General features: G+C 67.9%; 11 protein-coding genes. 9 read left to right on the top strand and 2 right to left on the bottom strand.

The window, feature by feature from the left end; genetic code table 11:
* Nucleotides 1–25 precede the first annotated feature (25 nt).
* The 4 genes from WS78_RS35675 (at nucleotide 26) to WS78_RS07760 (ending at nucleotide 3,981) form a co-directional block, all read left to right on the top strand.
* Nucleotides 26–640, top strand: coding sequence for a hypothetical protein (locus tag WS78_RS35675; RefSeq protein WP_157131150.1), 615 nt, complete (start codon nucleotides 26–28; stop codon nucleotides 638–640).
* A gap of 43 nt (nucleotides 641–683) precedes the next feature.
* On the top strand, nucleotides 684–1,901 hold the full coding sequence (gene argE / locus WS78_RS07775) for an acetylornithine deacetylase (RefSeq protein ID WP_038744677.1): 1,218 nt from the start codon (nucleotides 684–686) through the stop codon (nucleotides 1,899–1,901).
* Between the two features lie 67 nt (nucleotides 1,902–1,968).
* Entirely contained in the window at nucleotides 1,969–3,000 is a 1,032-nt protein-coding gene (locus WS78_RS07770) for a threonine/serine dehydratase (RefSeq protein WP_038744679.1), read from the top strand.
* A 525-nt stretch (nucleotides 3,001–3,525) separates the two neighbouring features.
* Nucleotides 3,526–3,981, top strand: a complete 456-nt coding sequence (locus WS78_RS07760) for a DUF3574 domain-containing protein (protein ID WP_038744680.1) — start codon at nucleotides 3,526–3,528, stop codon at nucleotides 3,979–3,981.
* 497 nt (nucleotides 3,982–4,478) lie between these two features.
* Here WS78_RS07760 and WS78_RS07750 read toward each other — a convergent pair whose 3' ends face one another.
* A complete protein-coding gene (locus WS78_RS07750) occupies nucleotides 4,479–6,998 on the bottom strand; it encodes a penicillin-binding protein 1A (protein ID WP_038745101.1) in 2,520 nt (839 codons plus the stop codon).
* A 522-nt stretch (nucleotides 6,999–7,520) separates the two neighbouring features.
* Here WS78_RS07750 and WS78_RS07735 point away from each other — a divergent pair.
* The 4 genes from WS78_RS07735 to WS78_RS07720 all read left to right on the top strand — a co-directional run bounded on the left by WS78_RS07735 (nucleotide 7,521) and on the right by WS78_RS07720 (nucleotide 10,947).
* A complete protein-coding gene (locus WS78_RS07735; protein WP_038745099.1) occupies nucleotides 7,521–8,201 on the top strand; it encodes a PspA/IM30 family protein in 681 nt (226 codons plus the stop codon).
* A 113-nt stretch (nucleotides 8,202–8,314) separates the two neighbouring features.
* Nucleotides 8,315–9,517, top strand: coding sequence for a tetratricopeptide repeat protein (locus WS78_RS07730; protein ID WP_059574564.1), 1,203 nt, complete (start codon nucleotides 8,315–8,317; stop codon nucleotides 9,515–9,517).
* Between the two features lie 184 nt (nucleotides 9,518–9,701).
* On the top strand, nucleotides 9,702–10,133 hold the full coding sequence (gene mscL, locus WS78_RS07725; protein WP_038745095.1) for a large conductance mechanosensitive channel protein MscL: 432 nt from the start codon (nucleotides 9,702–9,704) through the stop codon (nucleotides 10,131–10,133).
* Nucleotides 10,134–10,503: 370 nt separating this feature from the next.
* Nucleotides 10,504–10,947: a hypothetical protein gene (locus tag WS78_RS07720; protein ID WP_059574562.1), complete on the top strand. Its 444-nt coding sequence runs from the start codon at nucleotides 10,504–10,506 to the stop codon at nucleotides 10,945–10,947.
* Between the two features lie 139 nt (nucleotides 10,948–11,086).
* On the opposite strand, the gene WS78_RS07715 is transcribed toward WS78_RS07720, so the two are convergent.
* On the bottom strand, nucleotides 11,087–12,025 hold the full coding sequence (locus WS78_RS07715; protein WP_060820695.1) for an NAD(P)-dependent oxidoreductase: 939 nt from the start codon (nucleotides 12,023–12,025) through the stop codon (nucleotides 11,087–11,089).
* A gap of 91 nt (nucleotides 12,026–12,116) precedes the next feature.
* Between WS78_RS07715 and WS78_RS07710 the strand changes: the two genes are divergently transcribed.
* A complete protein-coding gene (locus WS78_RS07710) occupies nucleotides 12,117–12,326 on the top strand; it encodes a dodecin (RefSeq protein WP_038745088.1) in 210 nt (69 codons plus the stop codon).
* Nucleotides 12,327–12,466 lie beyond the last annotated feature (140 nt).

Below are 12,466 nucleotides of genomic sequence, written 5' to 3'. Positions count from 1 at the left end.
GTCGCGCGACGCGTCCGAGGCGCGGGTGGCGTCGAGCGGCGGCGACGGCCGCCGCAACTATTACATCATCCGATGTAATCAGCCGGATACTAAGTTCTTAAATGGAACTAAGTCAAGCGTCGACGCGAGCCACGAATGTTCGTGCGCACGCCGGGACGAAGCCGGGACGAAGCCGGGACAAAGCCGCGACGAAACGGCGAGGAACGAATCGCGTTCGATCCGGCTTGCGCGGCCTGCATTCGGCTGCGGGCCCGCAGCCGGGCGCGACGCGTTCGGCCGTCGATGCGGATCGTTTCGATTCTCCGCGATCGCGCAGCCTCCTGCCCGCGCAGCGTCGCGCGCGACGAGCGCATCGCGAAGAGCCGAGATCGTGGGCGACTGCGCCACCGCCGCGATTCCTCGACGCATCGGCCGCGACGCGTGTCGAAGCCACGCATCGAAACCGCGAATCGAAACCGCGAATCGAAACCGGCCATTGAAACCGATTCGCCGCTCGATGACGCCGCGCGCGGCCGAACGCATCCCGCACGTCCCGAGCGAATTCGCGCCGATTCGCCCCCGCGCGCCCCGCTCGCGCGCACGGACGCGCCGGATGCTGCGCCGCAAATCGTCGCGCGAAGACGGGCCGCATCGTTTTTGAGTATGATCTTTGCATTCGTTCGCCTCTCTGCCGGAGCCCCGCCATGCCCGTTCTCGACGCAACGGCACCGTCCGCGTCCCCATCCGCTTCGTCCGCCGAGCCGATCAGCCTGCCGTGGGTGAAACGGCTCGTGTCGATCGACACGACGAGCCGCGTGCCGAATCTCGGCCTCATCGAAATGGTTCGCGACGCGCTCGCCGAGGCCGGCGTCGCGTCGACGCTCACGCACGACGCCCGCGACGGCTGGGCGAACCTGTTCGCGACGATTCCCGCGCACGACGGCACCACCGACGGCGGCATCGTGCTGTCGGGCCATACCGACGTCGTGCCGGTCGACGGCCAGCAATGGGACAGCGATCCGTTCACGCCGCAAGTGCGCGACGGCAAGCTCTACGGCCGCGGCACCTGCGACATGAAGGGCTTCATCGGCGCGGCGCTCGCGCTGCTGCCCGAGATGCGGGCGGCGAGGCTCGCGCAGCCGATCCACTTCGCGTTGTCGTTCGACGAGGAGATCGGCTGCGTCGGCGCGCCGCTGATGCTCGCCGACCTGAAGGCGCGCGGCGTCGCGCCCGCCGGCTGCATCGTCGGCGAGCCGACCGGCATGCGCCCCGTGATCGCGCACAAGGGCATCAACCTCTATCGCTGCTGCGTGCGCGGCCACGCCGCGCATTCGTCGCTGACGCCGAAGGGCCTGAACGCGATCGAATACGCGGCGCGCCTCATTTGCCACATTCGCGATCTCGCCGACGAATTCCGCGCACAGGGCCCGTTCGACGAGCTGTACGACGTGCCGTTCACCACCGCGCAGACGAGCCTCGTCCAGGGTGGCAACGCGGTCAACACGGTGCCCGCCGAATGCCAGTTCACGTTCGAGTTCCGCAACCTGCCGGCGCTCGATCCCGACGCGATCTTCGCGCGCATCGACGCGTACGCGCGCGACACGCTGCTGCCGCGGATGCGGCGCGAGCATCCGAACGCGGCGATCGAATTCTCGAAGATCGCCGCGGCGCCCGGCCTCGACGCGGCCGAGCAGGACGCGATCACGCAGCTCGTGCGCGCGCTCACGGCCGACCAGGACAAGCGCAAGGTCGCGTACGGCACCGAGGCGGGCCTGTTCCAGCGCGCGGGCATTCCAAGCGTCATCTGCGGGCCGGGCCACATCGAGCAGGCGCACAAGCCGAACGAGTTCGTCGAGCTCGAGCAGCTCGCGTCGTGCGAACGTTTCCTGCGCAAGCTCGTGCAAGGCATGACGCTCGCGTGAGCCGGCGCGCCGCCGCGAGCCTCGTTCCGGCCGGCGACCGGCCACCGTCATCGATACGCGCACGCACATGTCGACCTCACCTCACCACCCCGCTCATCTGACGATCAACGGCGAGCCGATTCCGACGCTCGACGAAATCGCCGCGCAGCACTTCGCGCTCACGCCGTGGGTCACGCGCACGCCCGTGTTCGAGCGCGCCGATCTGCCTTCGCTCGACAACACGCACGTGAACCTCAAGTTCGAGCTCCTGCAGGCGAGCGGCAGCTTCAAGGCGCGCGGCGCGTTCACGAACCTGCTCGCGCTCGGCGAGGCCAGGAAGAGCGCGGGCGTCACCTGCGTGTCGGCGGGCAACCACGCGGCGGCCGTCGCGTACGCGGCGATGCGGCTCGGCACGAGCGCGAAGGTCGTGATGTTCGATACCGCGAGCCCGGCGCGCATCGCGCTCTGCCGCCAGTACCGCGCGGAAGTCGTGATGGCGTCGAGCCCCGCCGAGGCGTTCGAGATCGTGCGGCGAATCGAGGCGGAGGAAGGCCGCTTCTTCGTGCATCCGTTCAACGGCTATCACACGATCCTCGGCACCGCGACGCTCGGCTACGAATGGGCGACGCAGACGCCGGACCTCGACGCGGTGATCGTGCCGATCGGCGGCGGCGGCCTCGCCGCGGGCATGTCGACCGCGCTGCGGCTCGCGAATCCGCGCGTGCACGTGTACGGCGTCGAGCCGGAAGGCGCGGACGCGATGAGCCGCAGCTTCGCCGCGAATCATCCGGTCCGCATGGGCGCGATGCACACGATCGCCGATTCGCTGATGGCGCCGCACACCGAGGAATACAGCTACGAGCTGTGCCGCCGCCATGTCGACCGGATCGTCACCGTATCGGACGACGCGCTGCGCGCGGCGATGCTCTATCTGTTCACGCATCTGAAAGTGGCGGTCGAGCCCGCGTGCGCGGCCGCGACGGCCGCCCTGCTCGGGCCGCTGCGCGAATCGCTGCAAGGCAGGCGCGTCGGCGTGCTGCTGTCGGGCACCAACATCGATTCGACGGCGCTCGCCGCGCATCTCGAGCATGCGCAGCTGCATCGGACGTCGCGGCCGTGACGCCGGTTATCCCCAGTTCGTGTTGAAGAGCATGTTGAAAAGCCGCGGACAAGCGCGCTAACGCGTTGATCGCGCGACGTTTTCGGGAAGCGCCGCGAAATGCGTCGCGGGCCTGCCCGACAGGCCCGCCGCGTGGCGCGGTTATCCCCAGTTTTTGTTGAAAGGGCTGTTGATAAGCATGGGGCAGCGGTGCTAACCGCTTGATCCGATTCGGATCGCCCGCCTCGGCGCGACACGTTGCACGATCGATTCGCATCGCCCGAACGCCGAGCCGCGCGCCGCGTTTTCCACAGATCGTGTTGACAGGCTTGTTGATAAGCGGCCGGACAACTGCGTAAGTGCTTGAGCGAGCAGTGCTTTGAATCGGTGCTCACGCACGCGGCGGCGCGCTGACGCGACGTGCGCCGCAAGCGTGCGGTTGCGGTTGCGGTTGCGGTTGCGGTTGCGGTTGCGGTTGCGGTTGCGGTTGCGGTTGCGGTTGCGGTTGCACGGTCGATCAACCACGATAATCGACGAGGGTCAACGATGCCAGCTTTTCATTCGACATGGATCGGCGGCATCGCGCTGATCGCCGCCGTCGCCGTCGCCGCGCTGCCCGGCTGCGCGACGGCGCCGCAACCGGTCGCAAGCGACGCGCGCTGCACGCAAGCGGGCGGCACGCGCGAGTTGCAGGCGGATCTGCTGTTCGGCCGCGACATCGCCGGCCACGGCTCCGTCACCGACGCGCAGCGCGAGCGCTTCGTCGCCGACGTCGTCACGCCGCGCTTTCCCGACGGGCTCACGACGTGGGACACGCACGGCCAATGGCGCGATCGCGCAACGCTCGGCATCGTGCGCGAGGCAAGCTTCGTGATCCGTATCATCGCCGCCGACTCGCCCGCGACGCTCGACAGCCTTGCCGCGATCCGCCGCGCGTACGTCGAGCAGTTTCGTCAGCAATCGGTTGGGCTCGTGTTGACGCGGGTTTGCGCGTCGTTCTGAATGCGACGCTCGGAACGCTTCGCTTTGAATATGCCGTTCTGAACGCTTCGCATCGCGCGCATCATTCCCCGCAAGTCGTTTCGTGCGGATCGCTCGAACGCCGCCGCCAAAATCGTGTCGCACCGCTCGAAGCATTCGAAGCATTCGAAGCATTCGAAGCATTCGAAGCATTCGAAGCATTCGAAGCATTCGAAGCATTCGAAGCATTCGAAGCATTCGAAGCATTCGAAGCATTCGAAGCATTCGACTTAACACGAAGCCCCCGGTCTCGCAAACGCGCCGCATCGAGCGCGTCGCGCGCCCGCGCATCTACCGGCCCTGCCGCTCGGCGAAGCCGTCAGCGCAAACGCCGCCGCGCGCCGCCGCGAAACCGCCCACATGCGCGCCAGCCTCGCACGCGACCACGCCGCACCGCCGCGAACGAAACCGCCAGCGAATCGCATCGACAAAAAAAACGGGCGCGCCGGCGCCCGTTTCGTCATGCGATCGACCCGCGCTCAAGGCTTGTTGCCTTCGAACATGTCGATGATCTGCCGCTTCTCCTCCGGCGTCACGGGCGGCGGCGTCAGGCCCCCGGCGCCCGCCGAGCCGAGCGCGTCGTTCGCGCTCACGGTCGGGCTCGCGGCCGGGTTGAAGTCGACGCTCGCGACGAAGCCCGCGCCCGGCGTGCGATCCGCGTAGTACAGCTCGCCGTCGATCGTCGTCAGCCCGTCGGGCATCGCCATCTGCTGCTCGGGCGCGCCGGAAAGCGCGGTGCGCATGTAGTTCACCCAGATCGGCAACGCGAGCTGCGCGCCGAATTCGCGGCTGCCGAGGCTCTTCGGCTGATCGAAGCCCATCCACGCGACCGCGACGAGCGATTGCTGATAGCCCGCGAACCAGCCGTCCTTCGCGTCGTTCGTCGTACCCGTCTTGCCCTGCAGGTCGCCGCGGCCGAGCGCGTTCGTGCCCGCGCCCGTGCCCGCCGTCGCGACGGTGTGCAGCAGGCTGTTCATCACGTACGCGTTGCGCGCGTCGATCGTGCGCGTCGCGTTCGCGCCGGCGGCGACAGGCTGCGCCTTCTGCAGCGCCTGGCCGCGAGCGTCGTCGACTTCGGCGATCAGATACGGATCGACCTTGTAGCCGCCGTTGGCGAACACCGCGTAGCCGGCCGCGAGCTGCAGCGGCGTGACGAGGCCCGCGCCGAGCGCCATCGGCAGATACGGCGGCGTCTTCGCGGGATCGAAGCCGAAGCGCTGCGTCACGTAGTCCTGCGCGTACGACGTGCCGATCGACGCGAGAATCCGGATCGACACGAGGTTTTTCGAGCGCTGCAGCGCGGTGCGCATCGGCATCGGGCCGTCCGGCTGGTCGTCGTCCTTCGGCTCCCACGGCTGGCCGCCCGGCACGCTCGGCGGGAAATACAGCGGCGCGTCGTTGATGATCGTCGCGGGCCCGAGGCCCTTTTCGAGCGACGCCGAATAGATGAACGGCTTGAAGCTCGAGCCCGGCTGCCGCCACGCCTGCGTCACGTGGTTGAACTTGCTCTTGTTGAAATCGAAGCCGCCGACGAGCGAGCGAATCGCGCCGTCCTGCGGCGCGATCGCGACGAGCGCGCCCTCGACCTGCGGCAGCTGCACGATCTGCCATGCGCTTCTCGCGTCCTTCATCACGCGCACGATCGAGCCCGGCTTGATCTTCAGCGCCGCCGACGCGCGCGCGCTCAACGCGCCCGCCGCGAAACGCAGCCCCGCGCCGTTGATCGTCGTCGTCGCGCCGCCGACGAACTGCACCTCGAGCGCCGTCGGCGACGCGGCGAGCACGACGGCCGATTGCAAGTCCCCGTTGTCCGGATGATCGGCGAGCGCATCGTCGATCGCCTCGTCGCGCTCGTCGCCCGCGGGCGGCAGCGCGACGAAGCCCTCCGGCCCGCGATAGCCGTGGCGGCGCTCGTAGTCCATGATCCCGCGGCGCACCGCCTGGTACGCGGCTTCCTGGTCGGCCGCGTTGATCGTCGTCGTGACCGTCAGGCCGCGCGTGTAGGTCTCGTCCTTGTACTGCGCGTACATCATCTGCCGCACCATTTCGGCGACGTACTCGCCGTGCACCGCGTACTGGTTGCCCGGCGTGCGCACGCGGATCTCCTCCTTCACCGCCTGGTCGTACTGCTGCTGCGTGATGTAGCCGATCTCGAGCATCCGCTTCAGGATGTATTCCTGACGCACCTTCGCGCGCTTCGGATTGACGATCGGGTTATACGCGGACGGCGCCTTCGGCAGCCCCGCGAGCATCGCCGCCTCGGCGAGCGTCACGTCCTTCAGGTCCTTGCCGAAGTACACGCGCGCGGCGGCCGCGAAGCCGTACGCGCGCTGGCCCAGATAGATCTGGTTCATGTACAGCTCGAGGATCTGGTCCTTCGTGAGCGCGCGCTCGATCTTGTACGCGAGCAGCATCTCGTAGATCTTGCGCGTGTAAGTCTTCTCGCTCGACAGGAAGAAGTTGCGCGCGACCTGCATCGTGATCGTGCTCGCGCCCTGCCGCGCGCCGCCGTGCAGGATGTCGGCGACGCCCGCGCGCAGAATGCCGAGAAAATCGACGCCGCCGTGCTCGTAGAAGCGGTAGTCCTCGATCGCGAGCACCGACTTCTTCATCACGTCGGGGATGTCCGCGAAGCGCACGAGGCTGCGGCGCTCCTCGCCGAACTCGCCGAGCAGCACGTGGTCCGCGCTGTACACGCGCAGCGGCACCTTCGGCTGATAGTTCGTGAGCGCGTCGAGCGACGGCAGTTGCGGCCCCATCACGACGAGCGCATAGCCGACGACCAGCGCGCCGACGGCGAGAAGCGTCGCGAACAGCCCGACGAACCACAGCGCGACGCGCGAGCCGAACGTGCGCGAGCCGCCGCTCGTGCGGCGCTGCGCGCGGTCGTCGTCTTCATCGGTGTCGTCGGTGTAATAGGCGCCGGCGGGCGAACGTCGTAGCGAATAATGGTGCTCGTTCGTGGCGCGGGAGGAAGGCGGTCGTTTGATAATAGGCATGTCGGATGGGCAGCGCACGAGGCGCGCCGCGAACGCGCGCGGGGCGCGTGCGTGGAATCGGTGGACGTAGCGTCGTGGAGCGTATCACGTCGACGGCTCCCGGCGCGCGTTGGTCCATACGGCGTCCGGTCCGCAGCGTGACAGCGCATTTTAATGAAATCGACGGGCGCTCTTCACGATTTTTTGTAAAAAATCCTCCAATTCGTTGCGCCGCGCACCGTCGCGGGCCGCGAACGCTCCTATGATGAAGACGGCATGCCGTGCGCCGCCGGCTTTCGTTTTGAAAGGCGCGCACGCGAGAAATTTGCGCGCGGCGCACTGGAAATTTTCGCCGCCCGCCCGCATTTTCGGTCGCGGCGGGCGGCATGCGCGCCGCCCGTGCGAGCCCGCGTTCACGCGGTTTTAAGCGGTGTTTAAGCGAACCGGTGGTGTAATATCCGCCGACGCCGACCGCCCGCGCCACGGCGAAGCATCGCACGCGATGCGCGGCGCGCGCATCGTTCATTACTTACGGAGGAATCCATGTCGCTTTTCGACTCTATTTCGCGCACGATCAAAGGTCTGCTGAACGACGCGGCGGACTCGGTGCAAGATCCGTCGCGCGACGCGCGGCAGATCGTGCGGGAGCTCGACGACAGCATCGGCCGCGCGGAAAACTCGCTGATCGAGATCGAGGCGCAGGTCGCCACGCAACGCAGCAAGCGCGACACGGCCGACGAGCGCGCGAAGAAATATGAAGACGGCGCGAAACGCGCGCTGCAGTCGGGCGACGAAGGCCTCGCGCGCGAAGCGCTCGCCGCGCAGGCGAACGCCGAGGCCGAGCGCGACGCGCTCGCGCGCGAGCTCGAGACGCTCGAGCCGTCGGTCGACAAGCTCAAAGGCCAGATCGCCGACATGCGCGCGCGCCGCAACGAACTGAACGCGCGCTCGAACATCCTGCAGGCGAAGCAGGAAATCGCGCAGGCGAAGGACGTCGCGGCCACCGCGCTCGGCGGGATCGGCGGCAAGAACCTGTCCGAGGATTTCCAGAAGCTCGAGGACAAGGTCACGCTGTCGAACGCGCGCTCGGACGCCCGCCTGAACTCGGCCGACACGAACAGCGGCCGCGCGCTCGACGACAAGCTCGCGGCGCTGAACAAGGGCCCGTCCGTCGAGGACCGCCTCGAAGCGCTGAAAAAGCAACTGAACACGCCGGCGCAATAACGGCGGCGCTACGCCAGCCGGCGCTTCGCGGCGCGGCGGCGGCGCACGTCGAACGCGCACGCCGCCGCGCCGCGACAATCCGCAAGGAGACGGGCCGAGCGCCCGAACCGATCATGAAAAAGCTTCTCGCAGCCGTCGGATTGTCGCTGCTTCTCGTGTCGGCCGCCGCCAACGTGGCGGTGCCGTCGCTGCAGCAAATCCAGCAATCGATCGCGCAAGGCAACTGGCAACGCGCCGACGCGCAGCTCTCGCAAGTGATCGACGCGTATCCGGACAACGCGCGCGCCCGCTATCTGTACGGCCAGGTGCTCGACCGCGAAGGCCGCCCCGCCGAGGCGCTCGAGCAGATCGAGCGCGCGAAATCGCTCGATCCGCAGTTGCGGTTCACCGATCCGTCGCGCTTCGCGCAGACGGAAGCGCGCGTGCGCGCCGACGCGCGCCGGACGGCCGCGCAGACCTCGCGCTCGGCGACGTCGGGCGGCATGCTCGTCGCGCCGCAAGCGCAGGCCCAGGCCCAGGCGCAATCGCAATTCGCCGCGGCGCCCGCCGCGCCCGCGCACCGCGGGCCGTCGGCCGGCATGTGGATCGGCATCGCAGTCGTGATCGGCGCGATCGCGCTCGTGCTGCGCTGGACGCTGCGCCGCGCGCGCTCGACCGACGACAAGCGCGCCGACGACGAACGCCGCGCGCAACTGAAGCGCGCGACCGACGTGCTCAACGACGTGCGCCCGCTCAAGCTCGACGCGCGGCTGTCGACGGCGCCCGGCGCCGCCGCGCTCAACGGCGAGATCGAAGCGCTCGAAGCGCAGGCGCGCGAGCTCGTCGAGACGTTGTCGAACGGCCAGAATCCGGCGCCGCCGTACCGGCTGGACGAACTCGAGAAACAATTCGCGAGCCTGAAGGCGCGCGTCGAAGGCCGCCCCGATCCGAACGCGGCCGCAGCGAGCGCGCCCGGCGGCGCGGGCTCGGTGTTCGCTCAGGAAGCCGATCGGCTGACGGGCGCGCAAGGCCAGCCGCCCTACTCGCCGTATCCGCCGCAGCCGCAACAGCAGCCGCCCGTCGTGATCCAGCAAGGCGGCGGCTTCGGCGGCGGCATGGGCGGGCTGCTCACGGGCGTGCTGCTCGGCGAGGCGATGTCGCACGGCCGCGAGCGCGTGATCGAGCGCGACGTGATCGTCGACGACGAAGCGCGGCGCCGTGCGGCCGCCGATCCGGGCATCGACTTCGGCCAGGGCGGCAGTTGGGACAGCGGCGGCTCCGACGGCGGCGGCATCGATCTCGGCAGCAATGGCGACGACTGGAGCAACAACGGTTGACGACGCACCGTTAGAACGACGAAATGGGCCGGCGACGGCCCATTTTTTTATCGGTCCCCTTTGTCAAGATTTCTCAGATGAACTATCGATAAAGGATCGGGTTCGTTATGATGACGGCCATCAACGTGCCGTAACGAATCGTTGCGCTACGCCCTATTCCATTTTCGACAGGAGCAAGCCGCCCATGAGCATCATCAAGGAATTCAAGGAATTCGCCGTCAAGGGCAACGTCATGGATCTCGCCGTCGGCGTGATCATCGGCGGAGCGTTTTCGAAGATCGTCGACTCGGTGGTGAAGGACCTCATCATGCCCGTGATCGGCGTGCTGACGGGGGGCCTGGATTTCTCGAACAAGTTCGTGCTGCTCGGCCAGATTCCGGCGTCGTTCAGGGGCAATCCGGATTCGTTCAAGGATCTGCAGGCGGCGGGCGTCGCCGCGTTCGGCTACGGCTCGTTCATCACCGTGCTGATCAACTTCGTCATCCTTGCGTTCATCATCTTCCTGATGGTCAAGTTCATCAACAAGCTGCGCAAGCCCGAAGAAGCCGCGCCCGCCGCGACGCCCGAAGACGTGCTGCTGCTGCGCGAGATCCGCGATTCGCTGAAGCAGCGCTGAGCGAGCGCGCCGCGAGCCGCAACACAGCCCGCCTTCGCGCGGGTTTTTTTTCGTCGTCCGGACGGTCTTCGGCGGTGCGTCGCGCGCGGAGGCAGAGAATACCCGAATCATTTTTTGCGACGTTCTGACGCACGCGCGGCGCTACCGGGTCTATCATGGAGACTCAACGACAGTGCAGGCGCAAAAAGCGCTGGCTTTGGCGATCGTAGGCTCTCACCCGGTTCGGTCGACGCACGGCAAAACGCATCGGCGAACTTCGTGAAGCCGGCATTTTCGTATGCTATAAAAGATCGACATGCGGCGCACATAGCCGGGAGTGGGTCGCATGAGGATGCCGCATTTCTTGCAATTGTTTTTGAGGCGAGTGTTTATGTCCTTCCCGAAAAAACGCCGACGCGCGCAACCAGACGGCCAGGAATCGTTCCTCGCGGTGCTGCGCCATGCCAAACCGTTCGCGCAGCTCGATACGAAGATCGCGCGCGCCAGGTCGCAGGACGAGCCCGTGCTCTACGCGCACGTGCTGCCCGGCCTCGACGTCCTGCTCTGCAGCGTGCGCGGCGCGCAGCCGCCGTATCCCGCGATCGCCGAGCTGCGCAAGCGCTGCATCGAATCGATCGCCAACGCGCTCGAGCAGCCGCTCGACGGGCTCGAGAACGGCGGCTACTGGTACGAAGCGAACGGATTCGGCTTCCTCGTGTTCGCGAGCCGCGCGCGAGCGCGTATCCTGCCCGAATTCGGTGCGGGCGTGAAAGCCGGGCTGCGAAGCGGAATCGGGCAACCGAACGCCGGCGACACGACGCCTCGCTCGCTGTAACCCTCGCCAACCTAGAACGGGCCGTTTCAAACGGCCCGTTTCTTCATCCGGCCGCAACGGTTCGCGGTCCGCGCGGCGGCGTGCGTCGCATGTTCGCCGGCGCCCTTGCCGCCCGCGCGCGGCGCGCGTGTTCGCCCCGCTATTCGCCTCGTTTCGCCTGCGGCCGCACGATATCGATGAACGCCGCGAAATCGGCCTGCGCAAGCCCCATCGCCGCGCCGAGCCGCAACACTTGCTGGACCGTCGCCGCGACGGGCATCACCGCGCCCGCGTCGCGCGCCGCGTCGGCGATCGCGTCGACGTCCTTCTGGAACGTCTTCAGCGCGCCGATCGGCGGATGGCCCGCGCTCGTCATTCGCGGCACGAACGTTTGCAGCAGCACCGAATCCGCCCAGCCGCCCGCGAGCGCCTCGGCGAGGCGCGACGCGTCGATGCCGCTCGCCTGCGCGAGCCCCACCGCCTCCGCGATCGCCGTGACGGTCGCCGTCACGATCGCCTGATTGCACAGCTTCGCCGTCTGCCCCGCGCCCGCTTCGCCGAGATGGGTGACGCGCGATGCGTATGCGCCGATCAGCTCGCGCACCGCGTCGACGTCCGCCGGCTGGCCGCCCGCCATCACCGCGAGCGTGCCCGCCTGAGCGCCCGGCACGCCGCCCGACACCGGCGCGTCGATCCAGCTCGCGCCGAGCGCCGCCGCGCGCGCCGCATACGCGCGCGTCGCCGCGGGCGGAATGCTCGAATGATCCACGATGCGCCGCACGCCGCGCGCCGCGGCGTCGCCCGCGAGCACGCCGGATGCGCCGAACACGACTTCCCCGACTGCCTGCGCGTCGAGCACGCACAGCATCACCGTCTGCGCGCGCGCGGCAAGCTCGGCCGGCGTGTCGACGACCTGCGCGCCGTGCGCGGCGAGCGCGTCGGCCTTCGCGCGCGTGCGGTTCCATACGTGCACCCGATGGCCCGCCGACAGCAGATGCCGGATCATCGGCGCGCCCATCAATCCCGGTCCGCAAAATCCCACGTCCACGTCTTCCCCTTTCCTCTCGTTCGAATACCGATTGAAGTTGCCGCCCATCATACCTATCACTCAAGAAGGCATGCGCGGGAACGCCGAATGCGCGCGCCCCGCGTGCCGGGCCGCACATCGAACGACTCACGGGAGAAACGTCATGAACGACCACGTCTACAAACTGATCGAACTCACCGGCTCGTCGCGCCAATCGAGCGACGAGGCGATCCGCAACGCGATCTCGAAAGCGGCGAAGACCGTGCGCAATCTGCACTGGTTCGAAGTGACCGACATGCGCGGGCACATCGAAGGCGACCAGGTGATTCACTGGCAGGTGACGCTCAAGGTCGGGCTGCGCATCGAAGACTGATCGCGCGGGCGGGGCGCGGCGAACGGCGGCGTCAAACGTTCGTTTGGAAAGCGCGTGTGGCGCGTGAGCCGCGCATCGGGTGCATCGGGCATTCAGATCTTGTCGCACTCGTTTCGTTGGGCACGCGCTCGGTGAAAGCG

The sequence above is a fragment of the Burkholderia savannae genome (genome assembly GCF_001524445.2).
GTDB lineage: Bacteria > Pseudomonadota > Gammaproteobacteria > Burkholderiales > Burkholderiaceae > Burkholderia > Burkholderia savannae.
This window is presented reverse-complemented; position numbering and strand designations above follow the sequence as displayed.